The following is a 19,015-nucleotide window of genomic DNA, read 5'->3' as shown; positions in this document are numbered from 1 at the left end:
AGACAATTTAGCAAAAAGCTAACCAGACAGCGGAGCGGTAGTTCAGTCGGTTAGAATACCGGCCTGTCACGCCGGGGGTCGCGGGTTCGAGTCCCGTCCGCTCCGCCACTACTTAAGAAGCCCAGTCGAAAGACTGGGCTTTTTTCTTTTCCGACACCGCACTCATTGCCCCGGATTGCCTCTTTTTTCCTCACGGGACTCAGTAAAACACGCAGAGCCAGACGGTAGTCATGTTGGGATGGGTCCATTCCACCCTGTGTTTCTGACGGGCAGGAATATTGATGTGGTCGCCCGGGCCCAGTTGTACCAGCTGCTGTTGCTGGGTCTGCGGGTCGATGAACAACAGGCTGGCTTCCCCCTGTACCACCAGGATCCACTCATGTTCATCCTGATCGTACCATTCACCCGGGGCGGTTTGATGGCCGTGGGAGAGGATGCGTTCGATCCGCAGGTGGTTGGTGCTGACCAGATCCTGAAAGAGTTCGGTAGGCAGTGGCGAGGGAATATCGTTCAGCAGATTGCGCGTGTGCATGGGTATCTCCCGTCTGGCAGTGCAAGTGGTTCTCTGCAGTATAGGAGCGAGCCTGATGGGTAAAGGTGAGATCCGTGACAGGCAGGCAAGCAAATCCGTGTCCGAACGAGAACGATTACGACCATTTTGATGAAAAAGTCAGGGAATTCGCTGCAATTCCGACAAATTCTTGCTATTTTGCGCGCCACGAAAGCAAACGATTTCCTTCACACTTTCAGGACAAGTTATGGCAAAGCAAGATATGGCCGCCCAATCAGGGAACGGCGGCTTTTTGGACTCTTATTTTTCCATTTCTGCGCGCGGCAGCAGCGTGCGCCAGGAGTTGCTGGCCGGGTTGACCACCTTCCTGGCCATGGTTTACAGCATCATAGTGGTGCCAAACATGCTGGGCGCCGCCGGTTTTGAACAGGGGCCGGTGTTTGTGGCCACCTGCTTGATCGCCGCCTTCGGCTCTTTGCTGATGGGTCTGTGGGCCAAGCTGCCGATGGCCATCGGTTGCGCCATCTCCCTCACCGCCTTTACCGCCTTCAGCCTGGTGCTGGGGCAGGGGCTGAGCATCCCGGTGGCGCTGGGCGCCATCTTCCTGATGGGTGTTCTGTTCACCCTGATCAGCGTCACTGGCGTGCGCCAGTGGATCCTGGACAACCTCCCCTCCGGCATCGCCCACGGCACTGGCATCGGCATCGGTCTGTTCCTGCTGCTGATCGCCACCAACGGCGTCGGCATGGTGATCAAGAACGAAGGCGCCGGTCTGCCGGTGCAGCTGGGTGAGGTCACCGCCTTCCCGGTCATCATGACGGTGATGGGTCTGGCCGCCATCTTCGGTCTGGAGCGTCGCAAGGTGCCGGGCGGCATCCTGATGGTGATCATCGCCATCTCCATTCTCGGCCTTGTGTTCGACCCGAAAGTGACCTGGCAGGGCTTCTTCGCCATGCCGAGCCTGACTGGCGAGAAAGGCTCCTTGGTGGGCAGCATGGATCTGCTGGGCGCCCTCAACCCGGTGGTGATCCCGACCGTCTTGGCACTGGTGATGACCGCGGTGTTTGATGCTACCGGCACCATCCGTGCCGTGGCCGGTCAGGCGGGCCTCATCAACGAGCGTGGCCACATCATCAGCGGCGGCAAGGCGCTGACTGCCGACTCCGTCAGCAGCATGGTGGCGGGCGCCGTCGGTGGTGCTCCGGCTGCCGTCTACATCGAATCTGCCGCCGGCACCGCCGCCGGTGGCAAGACCGGTCTGACCGCCGCTCTGGTTGGCGTGCTGTTCCTGCTGATGATCTTCCTCTCGCCGCTGAGCTATCTGGTTCCGGCCTATGCCACCGCACCGGCGCTGATGTACGTCGGCCTGTTGATGCTGGGCAACGTCACCAAGCTGGATTTCAACGACTCGGTCGATGCGCTCTCCGGCATGCTGTGCGCCGTCTTTATCGTGCTCACCTGCAACATCGTGACCGGCATCATGCTGGGCTTCGTGGCGCTGGTCGTCGGTCGTCTGTTTGCCGCCGAGTGCAAGAAGCTCAATATCGGTACCGTGATCATTGCCGTGGCACTGGTGATCTTCTATGCCGGTGGTTGGGCCATCTAAGGCTCCCGGTTGACGTGAAGGGCTCCTGCGGGGGCCCTTTTTGTTGGCTGTGAGACGGCTAACAGTTTTCCTCATATTGGCTCCGCACTGTTTCAGATTGAAACGCCGACCTGCCTTCTACTGTTTCAAATCCGAACCAAACTCCCGGTTATTTTTATCCTGTTTTCTGTCGTTAGACTGGCTCCATCAACCATCTGCCTACCCGTGTGGTGGCAAGCCAAGGAGTGAGCCATGAAGAAACTGATCAATGCCGTCGATGCCGTGGTCCGTGAACAACTGATGGGGATGGCAGCCGCCCACCCCGAGCTCAAGGTCCGTATCGAACCACACTACATCACCCGTGCCGACTCCCCCGTGATGGGCAAGGTGGCGCTGGTCTCCGGCGGTGGCAGCGGCCACGAGCCGATGCACGGCGGTCTGGTGGGCAAGGGGATGCTGGATGGTGCCTGCCCCGGCGAGATCTTTACCTCCCCGACCCCGGATCAGATGTATGAGTGCGGCCAGGCGGTCGACGGCGGTGTCGGCGTGCTGTTTCTGGTGAAGAACTACACCGGCGACGTGCTCAACTTCGAAACCGCAGTCGAGCTGCTGCACGGTGACGGGGTCAAGGTGGGTTTTGCCCTGATCGATGACGATGTGGCGGTCAAAGACAGCCTCTATACCGCCGGCCGTCGTGGTGTCGCCACGACCGTGCTGTGCGAGAAGCTGGTCGGTGCCGCCGCCGAGGCGGGTTACGATCTGGCGCGCTGCGAGGCGCTGGCCCGCCGCATCAACAACCAGAGTCGCACCATAGGCGTCGCTACCCACGCCTGTACCGTACCGGCCGCCGGCAAGCCCTCCTTCACCCTGGCGGACAACGAGATGGAGTTCGGCGTCGGCATCCATGGCGAGCCGGGCATAGCGCGCCGTCCCTTCACCAATCTCGACACCCTGGTGGGTGACATGTTCAATGAACTGGCGGACAACACTCCCTATGGCCGTACCCTGCGCCACTGGGACAGAGCCTCCGGCAGCTGGCAGGAGGAGCACACCTTCATCGAGCCGTTCAACAAGGGCGATCGGGTCATCGCACTGGTCAACAGCCTGGGCGGCACCCCGATCTCCGAGCTCTACGGCGTCTATGGTCGACTCGCCACCCTGTGCGAAGAGGCGGGCATCCATCTGGTGCGCAACCTGATTGGCCCCTACTGCACCTCCCTCGACATGACCGGCATCTCCATCACCCTGCTCAAGGTGGATGACGAGCTGATGACCCTGTGGGATGCCCCCGTTCACACCCCCGCCTTGCGCCGTGGCTGCTAAGGAGCCCTCATTCCCATGCTAAGCAAACATCAGATCGTCAACTGGCTGCTCGACTGCGAACACATCTTCACCGAGCAGCGTGACTACCTCACGGCGCTGGATACCGATATCGGCGACGGCGACCACGGCCTCAACATGCAGCGCGGCTTTACCAAGGTGGCCGAGAAGCTGCCGGCAGTGGCGGACAAGGACATCGGTCAGGTACTGAAAACCACCGGCATGACCCTGCTCTCCTCGGTCGGCGGTGCCAGCGGCCCGCTCTACGGCACCTTCTTCATCCGGGCCGCGGCCAGCAGCGATGCCTGCCAGAGCCTGACCCTCGGCCAGCTCGGCAAGATGCTGGGCGACGGGGTGGAGGGGATCGTCTCGCGCGGCCGCGCCGAGCCGGGTGACAAGACCATGTGCGACGCCTGGTGGCCGGCCCTGGCCGCCCTGCAGCAGGCGGAGCTGCAAGGCTTGCCACTGCCCGAGGCGCTGGACAAGGCGGTGGCTGCCGCTGCCGCCGGTACCGAGGCCACCATCCAGATGCAGGCCCGCAAGGGGCGCGCCAGCTATCTTGGCGAGCGCAGCATTGGCCATCAGGATGCCGGGGCCACCTCGACCCTGCTGCTGCTGACCGCCCTGCGTGACAGAGCGAGGTTGTGACATGATCGGAATCGTAGTGGTCTCTCACAGCGCCATGCTGGCAGCCGGCTTGAAAGCGCTGGCCGACCAGCTGGGCAGCCCGGCGAAACTGTTGCTGGCGGCCGGGGTCGATGACCCCGACCACCCCATCGGCACCGACGCCATCGCGGTGATGAGTGCGATTGAAGAAGCGGACGACGGCAGCGGCGTGCTGGTACTGATGGATCTGGGCAGCGCCCTGCTCAGCGCCGAGACCGCCCTCGAGCTGTTGCCCCCGCAGCTGAGTGCCCGGGTGCGGCTCTGCCCAGCCCCGCTGGTCGAAGGCACCCTGGCCGCCGTGGTGGCGGCCGGATCCGGTCTGACGCTGGACGAGGTGGCCGCCGAGGCGCTCGGTGCGCTGGGCCCGAAACAGGCGATGCTGCCGGGCAAGGCGGAGCCGCAGGATGTCGAGACCGCTCCTGCCCCCGACGACGGCTGGCTGCGCTGCGAGGTGGTGGTGGACAATCCCCACGGCCTGCACGTGCGCCCCGCCGCCCGCCTAGTGGCGGCGCTCAAGCCTTTTGTTGCCGAACTCAGGCTGCAAAAGGAGGAGAAAGAGGCCAACCCCCGCAGCCTGACCCGTCTCACCATGCTCAACGTGCGCCAGGGTGACCAGCTCACCCTGCTGGCGCGCGGGGAGGATGCCGAGGCCGCCTTGGCCTGCTTCCAGCAGCTGGCTGCGGAGCGCTTCGGCGACTGACGCCACTGTTTCAAGGCGCTGCACCCGCTCGCTGAGCCGGTGCAGCCCCATTCAAGACGAAGGAGTCCCCGGCACTGCCGCCCCTTCGCCCCTGTTAGTTTCAAAAGATGTCTTATGAACTAGAGAGAGGGATAAAATATGGACCGCATCATCATCAGCCCCAGCAAATACGTGCAAGGCAACGGGGCTCTCGCCAACATCGGCAACTACGTGAAGGCGCTCGGCGCCAAGCCGCTGATCCTGGCCGACGCCTTCGTCACCAAGCTGGTTGGCGATACCGTGGCCACCAGCTTCCACGGAGCAGGCATCCAGCCCGAGTTCGACTGCTTCAACGGCGAGTGCTCCCGCCCCGAAATAGACCGTCTGCTGGCGCGCTGCAAGCAGACCCCGTTTGACGTCATCATCGGCATCGGCGGCGGCAAGACGCTGGATACCGCCAAGTCGGTCGCCTTCTACCAGCAGGTGCCGGTGGTCATAGTGCCGACCATCGCCTCCACCGATGCCCCCACCAGCGCGCTGGCAGTCATCTACACCCCAGAGGGGCAGTTCAGCGAATACCTGATGATCCCGACCAACCCCAACATGGTCATCATGGACACCGGCGTGGTCGCCCGTGCCCCGGTGCGGTTGTTGGTCTCCGGCATGGGGGATGCGCTCTCTACCTACTTCGAGGCGCGCGCCAACAAGGTGTCCGGTTGCCAGACCATGGCCGGTGGCGCCTCCACCCTGGCCGCCCAGGCCATCGCCGAGCTCTGCTACAAGACCCTGCTGGCCGACGGTTACAAGGCCAAGCTGGCGGTGGAGCAGGGGCTCTGCACCAAGGCGGTGGAGAACATCATCGAGGCCAACACCTATCTGAGCGGTATCGGCTTCGAGAGCAGCGGGCTGGCCGCCGCCCACGCCGTTCACAACGGCCTGACCCAGCTGGCCGAGTGTCATCACCTCTATCACGGGGAGAAAGTGGCGTTCGGTACCCTGGTGCAGCTGGTGCTGGAGAACGCGCCGATGGCGGAGATCGAAACCGTGTTGGGTTTCTGTCGCTCGATCGGCCTGCCCACCAACCTGCATATGATGGGGGTCAAGGAGCTGGACATGGCGCGCCTGATGGAGGTGGCCAAAGCCTCCACCGCCGAGGGCGAGACCATCCACAATATGCCGTTCAAGGTCACTGCCGAGGATGTGCTCGCGGCCATCGTCACCGCCCACCAGCTGGGGCTGTAACTACCTGCTGGCAAGCTTGCCATATAAAAAGGCCTCGCATCTGCGGGGCCTTTTTGTTTTCAGCGAGCCTGTTGGCGGCAGCTCGGATCGCCGTCAGCCGTGGTAGTCGGCGGGATCGATCTCGAGCAGTTTCAGCCGTCGCCAGAGGGTGGTGCGGCCGATCCCCAGTTGCTGGGCCATCTGGCTGACCTGCCCCTTGCAGGCGTGGGCGCAGCGCAGGATGGCTTGCCGCTCCAGCTCTGCCAGGGTGAGCAGCGGTTGTCCCACCACCTCGTCCGCCACCAGTTGATGGCCGTGACGAATGGCGGCCGGCAGCGCCTCGGGCGGGATCTGCGATTGGCTGGAGTGAAGCAGCGCATGCTCGATGGCGCTGCGCAGCTCCCCCAGGTTGCCGGGCCAGGGGTAGGCGAGCAGGCAGTCGAGGGCCGCCGGGCTGAACTGGCGCCCCGGCTCGCGCCCCTGCGCCCCGAGCTGCTGGCTGATGAGGCCGGGCAGATCGGCCGTGCGCTCGCGCAGGCTCGGCAGCCACAGCTCGCACGCCTGCAGCGCATAGAGCAGCTGCCGCCCGAAGTGTCCCTCCTGCACCTTCTGCTCCAGCGCGGCGCTGCTGGTGGCGATGATCCGTACCTTGAGCGGCAGGATGCGGGCCGAGTCGAAGCGCTGGAGGCGGCCGGTCTTGAGCAGTTGCAGCAGCGCCGCCTGCATGGGGGCAGAGAGGCACTCCACCTGCTCCAGCACCAGGGTGCCACCGTGGGCCAGTTCGAACTTGCCGGCCCGCTCCTGTCCCGCTTCGTCGGATCCCATCAGCTCCAGCGCCATCCGCTCGCTTGGCAGCGCCTGGCAGTTGAGGGTGACGAGCGGGCCGGCGGCCTGCTCGCTGCCGAAGTGGATCGCCTCCGCCAACTGGGCCTTGCCCACCTCCTCCTCGCCACGCAGCAGGATGGGGCCCGGGCTTTGGGCCGCCTGCCTGGCGTAGCGCAGCAGCTTGCGCATGGCGCTCGATTCGCCCACCAGCGCCGACAGCTCGGGCACCGTCTGGCGCAGCTGATGGATGGCCCGCAGCCGATCGACCGGGTGCAGCAGCACGATAAAGCTGACGCCGTCCGGCCCGGGCAGCGGCTTGAGGCTCACCAGCGCACTGATGAACTCCGCCTCCTGCCCGCCCACCCGCTCCAGGGTTACCTCCACGTGGCTCAGGGTGGTCTGCCCCTTGATGGCGAGCTGCAACCGCTGGGGTAGCAGCAGGTGCTGCTCCAGCGACTGGCCGAGGCAGAGATCCGGGTCGAGCCGCAGCCGCCTGGCCGCCAGGGCGTTGAGGTAGCGCAGCCTACCCTGCGGGTCCCAGGCCAGCACGCCGTCATCCATGCCGTCGAGCAGGGCGTAGAGCTCGCTCAGGTGGTGCTGGGACTCCTGCATCAGGGTCTCCATCTGCAGCAGGTGGGCCAGCTCGCGCCCGGCGCTGACGGTGAGCGCCAGATCGCCGGCGCTCGCCTCCTCCACCTTGCAGGTCAGCGCCATGATGGCGACCTGACGGCCGTTGCTGTTGTAGACCGGGCTGGCGCAGCAGTGCCAGGGGTGCAGGGTCTGGTTGAAGTGCTGGGCGCCGCTGATGCAGAGCGGCATCCCCTCCAGCGCCGCCAGGTTGATGGCATTGGTGCCGATGCGCCCCTCGCTGAAGAAGGCGCCGGGGCCAAACCCCAGCGCAGCCAGCTCGCGCAGGGTGTCGGGGTGGCCGGTCTGGGCCAGCAGGCAGCCGCTCTCGTCGGTGAGCAGCAGGGCGCAGGGGCGTCCCTCCATGAATTCGTAGAGATCCTCGAGCGCCATCTCGCCGGTGGTGAGCAGGTCGCGCTTGCGCTGGCGCAGGCTCTGCAAGGTCTGCCCCTTGGCGCTGTGGGGCGGATGCCAGAGGGTGGCGCTGGTCTGGTGGGCGCAGCGCAGCCAGGAGGCTTGCAGATAGTCAGGCCAGGCCCGGGCTGGTGGCATGGAGGCGGACAGGATGGTCACGACAAGATCCGGCAAAGAGACGAACGCCCATTTAACCACCCTTGCCGGCCCGATTCAGTGACCTGCCTCAGAGGGATGGTAAACCATCCGCGGCGGGAGCGGGGTCGGTAAACTGCAGCTCAAGCCAGCGACAGAAGGCGCGGCACTCCGGCATGCTCTCGCTCTCCTGATGCACCAGCAGATGCCACTGCGGCCCCTTGACCCTGTGGGTGGAGAGCGACAACAGCAGCCCCTGCTGGCGAGCGGGATGGGAGAGCTGCTCGCTCACCAGGGCGATGCCGAGCCCCTGGCAGGCAGCGTCCAGCAAGAGGCCGGGATCGGAGAAGTTGAGCCCCCGGGTCTGCAGCTGCAGATCCTCTCCGCCCTTGAGGGTCCAGTGGTGCCAGTCCAGCTCCCGCTCCCCGTGCAGGGTGGTGCGCTCTGTTGCCGGTTGGGCCAGCACGGCGGGGGCGGCCACCGGCAGCAGGTGGTCTGCCAGCAGCAGCTGGTGGCGGCACTCGGCCTGGGGAGCCAGCTCCCAGCGCAGGGCGAGATCGATGGTCTGCTCGGCCATGTCGGGCTCTTCATCGCTGGTGAACAGCCAGAGATCGACCTCGGGATGGGCGCGATGAAAGGCCCCCAGCCGCGGCAGCAACCAGTGGCGGGCGAGGGCAGAGCTGGTGTTGAGCACCAGCTGGTTGGGTTTGCGGTACTGCTCCAGCCGCTGGATCCCCATCGCCAGCTGCAGCAGCACGCTCTGGGTGGTTTCCAGCAGATCCTGCCCCGCATCGGTGAGGGTGACCGAGCGCCCCTGCCGGTGAAACAGCGGCTGGCCGAGCAGCTCCTCCAGCGAGCGGATCTGCTGGCTGATGGCGGACTGGGTCAGGTGCAGCTCCTGCGCCGCCTGATGAAAACTGCCGAGCCGGGCCGCCGCCTCAAAGCCCCGCAGCACGTTGAGCGGGGGCCACTGCTTGAACACCATTGATTAGCTCCACTTATCACTTTTACAGAAAATCGATCGTTTGTTCGTCATCCATGCAGCAGATAGTCTATTACTCAGCGTGATTCGATTAACAGCGCTTGTTTTTGATCCCCCTTTTGTTGGGCCAGGACGCTCAGGTTCGAGCCCGTTTTCACTGGAGTCATCTCATGTCATCCCGTCGCCATGTTCTGAAACAGCTGGCCGCCCTCGGCGCCTTGGTCGGGCTGGGTACGCTGCCAAAGGCCAAGGCCGCCGCAACCGTCGCCAGCCCGGCAGACGCCCGCTTCTACATGCCGGAAGAGTCGACGTTTCAGACCCGGGTCTGGGTGGCGTTTGCCGCCAGCGAGGCCATCTGGGGCAGCGACTATCCGGCGGTGCAGGCCACCATAGGCCGGCTGGTGCAGGCCATGGTGCCTTATACCCAGGTGAACGTGCTCTGCCGCGAAACCGAACAGGCGCTGGCCCGCCAGCTCTGCGGCGAGCAGAACACCCGCTTTGTCGTCGCCGAGCTGGACGACATCTGGCTGCGGGATACCGGCGGCGTCTTCGTTCAGAACGAGGAGGGGGAGCTGGGGCTGGTGGATTTCAACTTCAACGGCTGGGGTGACAAGCAGGAGCACGAACAGGATGCGGGCGTCGCCGAGCTGGTCAGCCAGCAGGCCAAGGTCCGTTATCTGCGGAGCAAGCTGACCGGCGAGGGGGGCGGCATCGAGGTGGATGGCAACGGCACCGCCATCCTGACCGAGAGCTGCTGGCTCAACAGCAACCGTAATCCGGGGGTGAGTAAGGCGCAACTGGAGGCGGAGCTGAAGGCCAATCTGGGGCTGCGCAAAATCATCTGGCTGCCGGGGATCAAGGGCAAGGACATCACAGATGCCCACGTCGATTTCTACGCCCGTTTCGTGCGCCCCGGGGTGGTGGTGGTCAATCTGGACAACGACCCGCAGTCCCACGACTACGAGGTGACCCGCCGGCATCTGGCCATCCTCAAGCAGGCCACCGATGCCGATGGCAACAAGCTGGAGCTGCATGTGCTGCCGCCCCCGCTCGATGGGCGGGACAACCGCTTTAGTCGCAGCCGCGACTTTGCCGCCGGTTATATCAACTATCTGCCGATCAATGGCGCGGTGATCACCCCCGAGTTTGGCGACAAGGCCGCCGATAGCTACTGCCACGAGCTGCTGACCCGCCTCTACCCCGGCCGCGACATCGTGCAGATCAATATCGATCCGGTCGCCGCCGGTGGCGGCGGCATTCACTGCATCACCCTCCACCAGCCAGCTTGAGCCTTTTTTGCCAATGAGCTGACAGGGGCGCATCGGCGCCCCTGTCATTACCCCTCAAGCAGCCCTCAGATCCCTGTCATGCCGATCTCATCCAACTGCACATGGGCGGGTTGACGCAGGGTGTAGAGCACGGCCTCGGCCAGATCCCCAACCTGCAGCCAACCGGGTTTGCGCTCATCAGGACAGGCCGGTGGCGGCACCTGGACCAGGCCGGGGCAGAGGGTGTGAACCCGAATACCCTGATGCTGGACTTCTTCCCGCAGCGCCTTGGCAAAGCCCAAGACGGCAAATTTGGCGGCGCAGTAGACGCTGGCCCTCGCATAGCCGTGCTTGGCGGCCTGGGAGGCGATGTTGATGATGGTGCCGTGGTGGCTCGCCAGCATATCCGGCAGGCAAGCCTGGGTCAGCAGGAAGCTGCCCTTGGCACAGGTATCCATCACCCTGTCCCACTCGGATTCCGGCAGATCCTGCACCAGATAATCGCTGCCAACCCCGCTGTTGTTGACGAGCAGATCGATGGGGCCGAGCAGTGCGCTGGCGCGAGCATGCTGGGTACGTACCTGGGCACCGTCGCAGACATCCAGCACCAAAGGGAGGACTCTTACCCCGTATCGCGCAGAGAGGCGGGCTGCCTCTTGTTCCAGCAGGTCGTGGCGACGGGAGGCCAGCACCAGTTCCACCCCTTCCCGCGCCAGCGCCTCGGCGATGGCCAGTCCAATCCCGCTTGCGCCGCCACTGATCAGGGCGCGGGTTGCTCTCAATTCGTTCATCTGTTGTTCCTCCTGAATGGTGGCACCATTGTGGTGGGCGGCAGCGAGAGGGAACAGGGGGGGAAAAGGGCTAGCTCGAACCTTGGTTCGAGTTTGGCTCAAAACGTTCGAACTTTGGTTCTATGCCGGAATCGGGCATCCCCCTTGGTTCTTGCCTCTAAAACAACAACGCCGCCCTCTCGGGCGGCGTTTGGCCTTATGGCAATGCCTTGTCATGAGGTGGGGTGGCCACCTTGTCGCCGGCCGGGTGGTCATCCTCCTTGATCCAGGCATCCAGCAGGGTGTAGCCCACCGCCAGCACCACGGGGCCGATAAAGAGGCCGATGATCCCCATCGCCAGCAAGCCGCCGATAACCCCCACCAGAATCAGGATGAGCGGCAGGTCGGCACCGCGCTTGATCAGGAAGGGGCGCAGGAAGTTGTCCATGGTGCCCGCCAGCAGCGACCAGACCAGCAGGAAGGTGCCCCAGGTGGTGTCGCCGCTCCAGTAGAGGTAGCCGACACAGGCCAGCAGCACCGGGAAGGGGCCGATCTGGGCGACGATCAGCAGGAACATCACCACCACCAGGATCATGGTGTAGGGGATGCCGGCAATCAGCAGACCCAATCCCGCCACCGAGGATTGCACCAGCGCGGTCACCACGACCCCCATGGCCACGGCGCGGATCGCCTGTGAAGCGAGCACGGTGGCGTTGTCGCCGCGCTCGCCGGCCAGCCGGTGGGCGAAGCGGCGAATGCCGGTCGCCACCACTTCACCGGAGTGGTAGAGCAGGCCGCAGATGCCGACGGTCAGCAGGAAGTGGACGAACAGCAGCCCCAGGTTGCCCGCCTGGGAGGCGAGCCAGCGGGCGGTCTGGCCAAAATAGGGGGCCAGCTTGGCAAACAGCACCTGACCACCGCTCGCCAGGATCTGCTGCCAGAAGTCGTAGAGCTTGCCGCCAACCAGTGGCACCTGCTGCAGCCAGAGCAGCTCGGGGGGCGGGGAGTGGCTGATAGTGGTGCCGAGCTCAATCAGCATGGGCGCTTTCTCCGCCACGTTGGCCAGCGCCATGAAGAGCGGGATGACGAACATCAGCAGCAGTACCAGGGTCATGCTGAGGGCCGCCAGGGCGCGCTTGCCCCACAACAGGCGCTGCACCATCAGCATCAGCGGCCAGGTGGCGATGGTGATCATGGTGGCCCACACCAGAGCGGGCAGGAAGGGGCGCAGCACCATGAAGCAGGATACGATGAGGAGGCTGAGAAACAGCACTCCCAGGGTTATCTTGGCCAAATCCACTTTTTTCATATTCATAGCAATCCCTTGTCAGGGCCTGGGCCCTTGGGTAGCGGGTCATTATTCACGAGTGAGAGTATCCACCAGAGGCCGGCGCTCAACCAGAGCCCCAGGCAACAATAAAGCAGCCACTGGCCGAGCAGGATAAGCCAGGAGCTGGTCAGCCAGAGCGGCAGTGCCCACCAGAGCGCCCCCAGCGGCAGGCCGCCGAGCAGCGCCAGCAGCGGGGGGCGCCAGCCGGTCTGCACCGTGCGCGGCAGCGGCAACAACATGCCGAGGGTTAGCCCCAGGCTGAAGGTGGTCAGGCCCGCCAGCGCCGAGGATTGGCTCCACCCGGCGGCCAGCGTGCAGGCGAGGGTGAGCCCGGCCCAGCTCCACGACTTCGCCGCCAGGTTGGCGAGGCGGGGATGCAGGGCCAGCAGCAGGGCGCCAAGCAGCAGGCCAGCCGCCACATCCGACAGGAAGTGAACCCCGAGCCAGACCCGGGCCAGCCCGGTCAGGGTGGCCAGCAGCAAGGCCAGGGCGGTGCTGCGCCAGGGGTTGGCGGGCCAGCACCCTCTGAGCAGCAGGCCCCAGAACAGCAGCGCCGAGGCGGCGTGGCCGCTCGGCATGCCGAAGCCCTGGGCGCTGCCTTGTGCCAGCGTGGGATCGAGGTGGAAGGGTCTGGGCCAGCTAATCCCCTCCTTGGCCAGCTGCACCAGCAGGGTGAGGGTCAGCATGGCCAGCAGCAGTTGGCGCACCCGGGGCCAGCCGAGCCAAGGTAGCAGCAAGGGTAGCAGGGCAAGCTGAAAGGCGGCTGAACCGAACAGGTTGCTGACCTGGAGCCAGCGCACCTGGGCACCGAGCCAGGTCTGCAGCTGGTGGATCAGCGGCACTTCCATTTGGTGCAGTGCATTGCCCTCGCCACGAAAATCGGGCAGCCACAGCACTGGGCTGTCGGGAATGGCGGCCAGTTGGGGGGCCAGCCAGTCGAGCTGCGCCGGAAAGCGGCGCTGATCATCCGGCAACCGGGCCGGAGCGATCAGCCTGGCATTGAGGATCTCGCCGCCCAGATTGGGGGCCCGCAGCAGGGAGACAAAGCCAGAACCGGTCTGCGCGCGAATGGGTTCCAGGGTTTGACAGGCGAACAGCAGGGCGCGCTGCCATGACCCCAGCTCGGCGATGACCCGGCCCCGCAGGCCGGTCTCTTCGTACAGCTCCCGCAGCGCCGCCTGCTGCGGTGTCTCGCCCGCGTCTATGTAGCCACCGGTCAGGCTGTAGCGGGACGAGACCCTGTCCTGTACCAGCAACAGCTGTTGTTGATGTTTGACGACGCAGACGGCTGCGCTTGGCGCGGCCAGAGCGGGCAATCCCGCCAACAGAAGACAGAACAGCAAAAAACAGTAGCGCGACATGACCGCCTGACGAGTGAGGGAGAATGGGCACAAGCGTCACAGAAATCAGATAGTTGGGCAATGGTTTCCGGTCTGGCTTCGCGACTTGGGGCGGCCTGACGAGGGGCCGGCTGGCTGCGCAAGGATTGCCGTGGGGAGAGGCAGTCCCTAGTATTGGCAGCTATGTTATTTTCATGCAGCAAACCTTGGGACCTTCCATGAAACAGTTTGGCTTTTTTCTGGGTATCGCCATCGGCGTCATCCTGATCCTGTTCGGCAGCATCGTCATCTTCCAGGCCCTGCCTGCCGCGCTGGACGTGCTGGAGATGCCGAGCCGCATCCCCTTCGTACGCGAGGTTTACACCTGGCTGATGACCAGCGCCAGCGGCCTGACCGGCCAGCTGGAGCAGAACTTCCTGGAAGCGTTCCAGACCGTGCTCAAGCTGATCCTGCTCATCACCTTCATGTGGGTCTGTGTCAAGCTGGTCAACATGGGGGTCTTGATCATCCGTGCCGGGGTGGACCTCATCCGCACCGCCATCGAGCACAGCGAAAGTGCCCAGACCAAGAAGTCCGATCACGACCACCACTTCCAGTGAGCGGATCGCACCATGAAACAGGCCACCCTCGGGTGGCCTGTTTGCATCTTGGGTTTATTCGATCGTGGGCAGGTGATCCGCCGGCGGTGACTGCACCACATCCTGATAGCGGGCAATGAGCCGCTTGAAGGCCTCCCCCTGTCTGACCTTGTCGAGCGCCTGCTGCAGGCGGGCGACCTGCTGTTTGTCCGCCGCCGGGTTGAAGGCGAAGCAGTTGTCCTGATCCGCCAGGGTGGCGACGGTGACGAAGGTATCGGATGAAAAGCCGAGCTGCCTTGCCTGGTGGAACAGCATGACTTCGTTGCCGGCCACCAGATCGGTGCGGGCCATGATGAGCTGGCGCACCACCTGATCCATGCGCTCCACCGACATCAGGTTGGCGGGGCTGATACCCCGGTTGAGCAGCAGCTGCTCCCCCACGTCCGCCTGCATGACCCCGATCTGCAGTTTGGTCAGATCGGCCTTGCCGGTCACCTTGGGGGCATCCCGCTTGCGCCCTACCAGCGAGACCCGCGAGTGGCTGATGGGGCAGACCCAGAGAAAGTGGGGATCCCGCGCCTGGGTGTGGGCTGTGGTGAACAGCACCGCATCCGGCTGCTGGGTCAGCAGGTACCAGGCCTTGGCCCAGGGCATGAAGTGGATGGGCTGCTCCGGCTCGCCCATCTCCTGCCACATCAGCCGCAGCAACTCTACTGCCAGGCCGGTGCTGTTGCCCTGCTCATCTTGGCCGTTGAACGGCATGTTCTGCTCGGAGTAATAGGTGAACGCCGAGGCGGGCAGGGCTGTACCAAGACAGCAGCAGATGATCAGTCTGAGCAGACGCGACATGGCAGCACTCCTTGCAACAAATCGTCCTTCCAGTTTAGGGGGCTATGTCGAGAAGTTCATGATTTCACGCGCCCGGTAGCGTGGATGGCAAGAGGTTGTGGTGGGGAGCGAGGGGGGAGGAAAACAGCCAGGCCATCTTGCGATGGCCTGGTGAGGGGCTTACTTGAGCAGGGCTTCCATCTCGGCTTCGGCAGCGGCGCGCGCGGCCTCGGCCTTGGCGGCCGCATCCGTTGCGGTGGCAGTGGCGCTGCTGGCCGCCTGCTTGGCCGGTTCGGTCACGGCCTTGGTGGCCTGCTGCTGCACGGTGGTAGTGGCGCTGCTGGCCGCCTGTTTGGCCGGTTCGGTCACGGCCTTGGTGGCCTGCTGCTGCACGGTGGTAGTGGCGCTGCTGACCGCCTGCTTGGCCGGCTCGGTCACGGCCTTGGTGGCCTGTTGCTGCACGGTGGCAGTGGCGCTGCTGACCGCTTGCTTGACTGGTTCGGTCACGGCCTTGGTGGCTTGCTGCTGCACGGTGGCAGTGGCGCTGCTGGCTGCCTGCTTGGCGGGCTCGGTGACGGCCTTGGTGGCCTGCTGTTGCACGGTAGCAGTGGTGCTGCTGACCGCCTGCTTGGCAGGCTCGGCCACGGCCTTGCTGGTCTGCTGCTGCACGGTGGCTGTGGTGTTGCTGGCCGCCTGCTTGGCCGGTTCGGTGACGGCCTTGGTGGCCTGCTGCTGCACGGTGGCAGTGGCGCTGCTGGCTGCCTTGCCGGCTTGTTGCTGGGCCGAGGTAGCGGCGCCGTTCACGACCTGCTTGGTGGTGTCAGCCATGGTCTTGCTGGCGCCCTGCTGCAGGGAACCCAACACGCTGCCAAATACCGAGCTGGTGGTGGCGGCGCCGGTCAGGCTCTTGGTCGCCGAGCCGGTCAGACTGTTGGTGGCGCCGGCGAGCGCGCTGGTCGCTGGATTGCCCTGCGTCTGCCAGTTCTGCATCTCGGTTGGCCAGCTCGGGGCACCGGCCGCCAGGTTTTCGCCAAATACCTGGGGCGTACCGTCCCCCTTGAGCAGCATGACGGACATCTGGTTGGTCTGTGAGTTCCACACCATGCCGGCCTGCTTGGCGACGTCCGGCACGGGGGCGTAGCGGGAGACCACGTAGAACAGTGGCCCTTCCTGCTGCAGCTCGTTGGCGGTCTTGAGCAACTGCATGGTGCTGTCGTAATTGGGGCCGAGGATGCTGGTCATACGGTCCTTGATCAGCGGCTGCTCAAACAGATTGGCTTCATTGGGGTCGAAGCCGACCAGGGGTTTGAGCAGGGCCCACATCAGCTGGCTGGTGGGGCTCATCATCAACAGGGGGGCAACGCAGGCGGACAACATCAGGCTCAGGCAGGCCGCCTGGAGCAACGGCATGATACGCATTGGGATAATATCCAAATAACGATTTGATTAATAAGGTTATATTTGTCGAGAACCGACAAATCCACCGGGGTTTTCCTGCACCTGTTTTGACGGGCATGAGCAGGCGCTGGCAGGCTATCATATTGGCTTGGGAATGCCAGCGAGGGCGCTGCTTATTAATCAAGTTTGTGTCGTTTCCGGTCGCCTGAACCTTCTATCGAGCAAGGAGAAACATCATGTATCTGGGCAAGAGGGTAGGTGGCTGGCTGTGGCTGGCACTGCTGGGCGGTGCGACCGGCACTGGCGTGGCGGCAGAGCCGAAGCGGGCTGAAGTGGGAGCCGAACTGGTGTTGCCGCTGGGCTCGCTGCCGGAGCGAGTCTGCTGGTATCAGGATCAGAAATATTCGCTGGGGGCCAGGATCCAGCAGGGCGACAGCCGGCTGGAGTGCGCCCCGCAAAACGAGCTGGAGAGCAACGGGCCACTGGCCTGGCGCGAACCGCAAAGGGCGTCGCATGAGGTCGGAAAGGCGACGAAGAGCGGCACCATCAGCGTCGGTCAGTGAGGCTTTTCTTGATCCAGCTAAAGACATGGACGTGACCTCTATCGCATAATGCGGCTCTTTTCCTCTCTTGGCTGGAACCTAAGAAATGGCTCGTCGCTCTTCCAATGCACAACGTCGTCGCAGTAGCTGGTGGTACAAACGCCTGTTGGCAAGGGAGCGGGAAGAGCGCGAAGCGCGTTCCGTCCGGGATTGATACAGCAGTGAAAACAGAGCCTTGGGCTCTGTTTTTTATTCATCACCGCAGATGATCACAGTGACACTCTGCCTATGCACAGCATGGTTGCCGTAACGGGTGGTACAAACACCTGTTGGCAAGGGAGCGGGAAGAGCGCGAGGGCGCTGCGTCCGGGACTGATGAAGCAGTGAAAACGGAGCCCTGGGCTCCGTTTTTTATTTATCAAATACCGTCATGACGAGAACGGGGGCCAGCAGGCCCCCGTTTTGCTTTTGCAGATGTTGGCTGCCTGCTATTTAGCGCTGCAGGGCGGCCAGCGCCAGCTCGACCCGCTTGGCATACTCGGGGTCGGCCTGCTCGAAGTGCTTGAGCTGGGCCTGGACGATGGCGTCATCCTCCACGTTGACGAGGGAACGCGCCAGGTTGGCAGCGAGGCGCGAGCGCTGCCCCTCGTCCATGATCCGGAACAGGTTGCCCGGCTGGCTGTAGTAATCGCTGTCGTAGTCGCGAAAATCGTAGTGCAGGGCGGCTCCTTCCAGGCTCAGCGCCGGCTCGTGCTGCTCGCTCGGCTGCTGGGTGCCGAAGCGGTTCGGCTGGTAGTTGGGGCTGGCGCCGCCGTTGCTGTCGGCCCGCATGGCGCCGTCGCGGTGGGCACCGTGGTGGAACGGGCAGCGCGGGGCATTGACCGGCAGCAGACCGTGGTTGACGCCGAGGCGATAGCGCTGGGTGTCACCGTAGGAGAACAGCCGGCCCTGCAGCATGCGATCCGGCGAGAAGCCGATGCCGGGCACCACGTTAGCCGGGGTGAAGGCGGCCTGCTCCACGTGGGCGAAGTAGTTGTCCGGGTTCTGGTTGAGCTCCAGTACGCCGACCGGGATCAGCGGGTAGTCGCTGTGCGGCCACACCTTGGTGAGGTCGAACGGGTGGATCTGGTAGGTCTGGGCTTCGGCCTCCGGCATCACCTGCACATAGACCTTCCAGCGCGGGAAGTCGCCCCGCTCGATGGCGTTGAACAGATCGGCCTGACTGGTCTCCCGATCCTGGCCGACGGCGGTGGCAGCCTCTTCATCGGTGTAGAAGCTGTGACCCTGCTCGGTCTTGAAGTGGAACTTGACCCAGAAGCGCTCGTTGGCGTCGTTGATGAAGCTGAAGGTGTGGCTGCCGTAGCCGTTCATCTCGCGCAGGCTCTTGGGGATGCCGCGATCGCTGAACAGTATGGTGACCTGATGCAGGGACTCGGGATGGCGGGACCAGAAGTCCCAGGCGGCGGTGGCACTGCGCAGGTTGGTGCGCGGATCCCGCTTCTGGGTGTGGATGAAGTCGGGGAACTTCAGCGGATCGCGAATGAAGAACACCGGGGTGTTGTTGCCCACCAGGTCCCAGTTGCCCTGCTCGGTGTAGAACTTGAGGGCGAAGCCGCGCACGTCGCGCTCGGCGTCGGCGGCGCCCTTCTCACCGGCCACGGTGGAGAAGCGCAGGAACACCGGGGTCTGCTTGCCGACGGCATTGAACAGGTCGGCCTTGCTGAAGGCACTGATGTCATGGGTCACGGTAAAGGTGCCGTAGGCGCCCGAGCCTTTAGCGTGAACCACCCGCTCCGGGATCCGTTCCCGATCGAAGTGAGCCAACTTTTCCATCAACCAGATGTCTTGCATCAGCACCGGGCCGCGGGGGCCGGCGGTGAGGCTGTTGTTGTTATCGACAACGGGGGCGCCATTGGCACTGTGCAGGGTCTTGTTGTTCATGGTGCTTCTCCTTGTTGGTGAGCCTTGAGTCTATAACAAGGAAAAACCAGGGAAC

The 19,015-nt window shown here is 64.2% G+C and carries 17 protein-coding genes and 1 tRNA gene; 9 read left to right on the top strand and 9 right to left on the bottom strand.

Annotation, left to right across the window (positions count from 1 at the left end):
- The first annotated feature begins 31 nt into the window (after positions 1 to 31).
- Positions 32 to 108: transfer RNA gene (locus tag ACB032_RS21260), tRNA-Asp, on the top strand.
- Between the two features lie 91 nt (positions 109 to 199).
- Here the strand turns inward: ACB032_RS21260 and ACB032_RS21255 are convergent.
- Positions 200 to 532: a cupin domain-containing protein gene (locus tag ACB032_RS21255; RefSeq protein ID WP_045788845.1), complete on the bottom strand. Its 333-nt coding sequence runs from the start codon at positions 530 to 532 to the stop codon at positions 200 to 202.
- Between the two features lie 226 nt (positions 533 to 758).
- Between ACB032_RS21255 and ACB032_RS21250 the strand changes: the two genes are divergently transcribed.
- The 5 genes from ACB032_RS21250 to ACB032_RS21230 all read left to right on the top strand — a co-directional run bounded on the left by ACB032_RS21250 (position 759) and on the right by ACB032_RS21230 (position 6,003).
- A complete protein-coding gene (locus tag ACB032_RS21250; protein ID WP_371138704.1) occupies positions 759 to 2,117 on the top strand; it encodes an NCS2 family permease in 1,359 nt (452 codons plus the stop codon).
- A 231-nt stretch (positions 2,118 to 2,348) separates the two neighbouring features.
- On the top strand, positions 2,349 to 3,419 hold the full coding sequence (gene dhaK / locus ACB032_RS21245) for a dihydroxyacetone kinase subunit DhaK (protein ID WP_371138703.1): 1,071 nt from the start codon (positions 2,349 to 2,351) through the stop codon (positions 3,417 to 3,419).
- A gap of 15 nt (positions 3,420 to 3,434) precedes the next feature.
- Positions 3,435 to 4,064: a dihydroxyacetone kinase subunit DhaL gene (gene dhaL / locus ACB032_RS21240; RefSeq protein WP_371138702.1), complete on the top strand. Its 630-nt coding sequence runs from the start codon at positions 3,435 to 3,437 to the stop codon at positions 4,062 to 4,064.
- Between the two features lies 1 nt (position 4,065).
- Complete coding sequence (gene dhaM / locus ACB032_RS21235; RefSeq protein WP_371138701.1) at positions 4,066 to 4,782, top strand: dihydroxyacetone kinase phosphoryl donor subunit DhaM; 717 nt, start codon at positions 4,066 to 4,068, stop codon at positions 4,780 to 4,782.
- Positions 4,783 to 4,920: 138 nt separating this feature from the next.
- Positions 4,921 to 6,003: a glycerol dehydrogenase gene (locus ACB032_RS21230; RefSeq protein ID WP_042050174.1), complete on the top strand. Its 1,083-nt coding sequence runs from the start codon at positions 4,921 to 4,923 to the stop codon at positions 6,001 to 6,003.
- Positions 6,004 to 6,096: 93 nt separating this feature from the next.
- On the opposite strand, the gene dhaR is transcribed toward ACB032_RS21230, so the two are convergent.
- Both dhaR and ACB032_RS21220 read right to left on the bottom strand, forming a co-directional pair.
- Positions 6,097 to 8,007, bottom strand: a complete 1,911-nt coding sequence (gene dhaR / locus ACB032_RS21225; RefSeq protein ID WP_371138700.1) for a dihydroxyacetone kinase operon transcriptional regulator DhaR — start codon at positions 8,005 to 8,007, stop codon at positions 6,097 to 6,099.
- Between the two features lie 67 nt (positions 8,008 to 8,074).
- Complete coding sequence (locus tag ACB032_RS21220; protein WP_371138699.1) at positions 8,075 to 8,968, bottom strand: LysR family transcriptional regulator; 894 nt, start codon at positions 8,966 to 8,968, stop codon at positions 8,075 to 8,077.
- 167 nt (positions 8,969 to 9,135) lie between these two features.
- Here ACB032_RS21220 and ACB032_RS21215 point away from each other — a divergent pair, with 167 nt between their 5' ends.
- A complete protein-coding gene (locus ACB032_RS21215) occupies positions 9,136 to 10,254 on the top strand; it encodes an agmatine/peptidylarginine deiminase (protein WP_371138698.1) in 1,119 nt (372 codons plus the stop codon).
- A gap of 65 nt (positions 10,255 to 10,319) precedes the next feature.
- Here ACB032_RS21215 and ACB032_RS21210 read toward each other — a convergent pair whose 3' ends face one another.
- The 3 genes from ACB032_RS21210 to ACB032_RS21200 form a co-directional block, all read right to left on the bottom strand.
- Positions 10,320 to 11,024, bottom strand: a complete 705-nt coding sequence (locus ACB032_RS21210; RefSeq protein ID WP_371138697.1) for an SDR family oxidoreductase — start codon at positions 11,022 to 11,024, stop codon at positions 10,320 to 10,322.
- 196 nt (positions 11,025 to 11,220) lie between these two features.
- Positions 11,221 to 12,318, bottom strand: a complete 1,098-nt coding sequence (gene ydiK / locus ACB032_RS21205) for an AI-2E family transporter YdiK (protein WP_187364591.1) — start codon at positions 12,316 to 12,318, stop codon at positions 11,221 to 11,223.
- Positions 12,315 to 13,694: a phosphatase PAP2 family protein gene (locus tag ACB032_RS21200; protein ID WP_371138696.1), complete on the bottom strand. Its 1,380-nt coding sequence runs from the start codon at positions 13,692 to 13,694 to the stop codon at positions 12,315 to 12,317. The genes ydiK and ACB032_RS21200 overlap by 4 nt, the downstream gene beginning before the upstream one ends.
- 197 nt (positions 13,695 to 13,891) lie before the next feature.
- On the opposite strand from ACB032_RS21200, the gene ACB032_RS21195 reads away from it, so the two are divergent.
- Positions 13,892 to 14,272, top strand: coding sequence for a hypothetical protein (locus ACB032_RS21195; RefSeq protein ID WP_024946339.1), 381 nt, complete (start codon positions 13,892 to 13,894; stop codon positions 14,270 to 14,272).
- A gap of 54 nt (positions 14,273 to 14,326) precedes the next feature.
- Here the strand turns inward: ACB032_RS21195 and ACB032_RS21190 are convergent, their stop codons facing one another.
- Together ACB032_RS21190 and ACB032_RS21185 are read right to left on the bottom strand one after the other, a co-directional pair.
- On the bottom strand, positions 14,327 to 15,100 hold the full coding sequence (locus tag ACB032_RS21190; RefSeq protein WP_371138695.1) for a substrate-binding periplasmic protein: 774 nt from the start codon (positions 15,098 to 15,100) through the stop codon (positions 14,327 to 14,329).
- A 159-nt stretch (positions 15,101 to 15,259) separates the two neighbouring features.
- Positions 15,260 to 16,498 (bottom strand): hypothetical protein, encoded by a 1,239-nt coding sequence (locus tag ACB032_RS21185; protein ID WP_371138694.1) that lies wholly within the window; start codon positions 16,496 to 16,498, stop codon positions 15,260 to 15,262.
- A 215-nt stretch (positions 16,499 to 16,713) separates the two neighbouring features.
- On the opposite strand from ACB032_RS21185, the gene ACB032_RS21180 reads away from it, so the two are divergent.
- Entirely contained in the window at positions 16,714 to 17,040 is a 327-nt protein-coding gene (locus ACB032_RS21180) for a YnjH family protein (RefSeq protein WP_371138693.1), read from the top strand.
- 471 nt (positions 17,041 to 17,511) lie between these two features.
- On the opposite strand, the gene ACB032_RS21175 is transcribed toward ACB032_RS21180, so the two are convergent.
- The gene (locus tag ACB032_RS21175) at positions 17,512 to 18,960 is read right to left on the bottom strand and encodes a catalase (protein WP_371138692.1); all 1,449 of its coding nucleotides are present in this window, start codon (positions 18,958 to 18,960) and stop codon (positions 17,512 to 17,514) included.
- Between the last annotated feature and the right edge of the window lie 55 nt (positions 18,961 to 19,015).

The sequence above is a fragment of the Aeromonas sp. S5(2024) genome, from assembly GCF_041403025.1.
Lineage (GTDB): Bacteria > Pseudomonadota > Gammaproteobacteria > Enterobacterales > Aeromonadaceae > Aeromonas > Aeromonas hydrophila.
Note: the sequence above shows the minus strand (reverse complement) of the source record. Positions and strands in the feature narration are given on the sequence as shown.

What these genes read in the sequence shown, in the direction of transcription:
- ACB032_RS21255 (WP_045788845.1), bottom strand. Translation starts at nt 532, where the DNA reads ATGCACACGCGCAATCTGCTGAACGATATTCCCTCGCCACTGCCTACC.
- ACB032_RS21250 (WP_371138704.1), top strand. Translation starts at nt 759, where the DNA reads ATGGCAAAGCAAGATATGGCCGCCCAATCAGGGAACGGCGGCTTTTTG.
- dhaK (WP_371138703.1), top strand. Translation starts at nt 2,349, where the DNA reads ATGAAGAAACTGATCAATGCCGTCGATGCCGTGGTCCGTGAACAACTG.
- dhaL (WP_371138702.1), top strand. Translation starts at nt 3,435, where the DNA reads ATGCTAAGCAAACATCAGATCGTCAACTGGCTGCTCGACTGCGAACAC.
- dhaM (WP_371138701.1), top strand. Translation starts at nt 4,066, where the DNA reads ATGATCGGAATCGTAGTGGTCTCTCACAGCGCCATGCTGGCAGCCGGC.
- ACB032_RS21230 (WP_042050174.1), top strand. Translation starts at nt 4,921, where the DNA reads ATGGACCGCATCATCATCAGCCCCAGCAAATACGTGCAAGGCAACGGG.
- ACB032_RS21220 (WP_371138699.1), bottom strand. Translation starts at nt 8,968, where the DNA reads ATGGTGTTCAAGCAGTGGCCCCCGCTCAACGTGCTGCGGGGCTTTGAG.
- ACB032_RS21215 (WP_371138698.1), top strand. Translation starts at nt 9,136, where the DNA reads ATGTCATCCCGTCGCCATGTTCTGAAACAGCTGGCCGCCCTCGGCGCC.
- ACB032_RS21210 (WP_371138697.1), bottom strand. Translation starts at nt 11,024, where the DNA reads ATGAACGAATTGAGAGCAACCCGCGCCCTGATCAGTGGCGGCGCAAGC.
- ydiK (WP_187364591.1), bottom strand. Translation starts at nt 12,318, where the DNA reads ATGAATATGAAAAAAGTGGATTTGGCCAAGATAACCCTGGGAGTGCTG.
- ACB032_RS21200 (WP_371138696.1), bottom strand. Translation starts at nt 13,694, where the DNA reads ATGTCGCGCTACTGTTTTTTGCTGTTCTGTCTTCTGTTGGCGGGATTG.
- ACB032_RS21195 (WP_024946339.1), top strand. Translation starts at nt 13,892, where the DNA reads ATGAAACAGTTTGGCTTTTTTCTGGGTATCGCCATCGGCGTCATCCTG.
- ACB032_RS21190 (WP_371138695.1), bottom strand. Translation starts at nt 15,100, where the DNA reads ATGTCGCGTCTGCTCAGACTGATCATCTGCTGCTGTCTTGGTACAGCC.
- ACB032_RS21185 (WP_371138694.1), bottom strand. Translation starts at nt 16,498, where the DNA reads ATGCGTATCATGCCGTTGCTCCAGGCGGCCTGCCTGAGCCTGATGTTG.
- ACB032_RS21180 (WP_371138693.1), top strand. Translation starts at nt 16,714, where the DNA reads ATGTATCTGGGCAAGAGGGTAGGTGGCTGGCTGTGGCTGGCACTGCTG.
- ACB032_RS21175 (WP_371138692.1), bottom strand. Translation starts at nt 18,960, where the DNA reads ATGAACAACAAGACCCTGCACAGTGCCAATGGCGCCCCCGTTGTCGAT.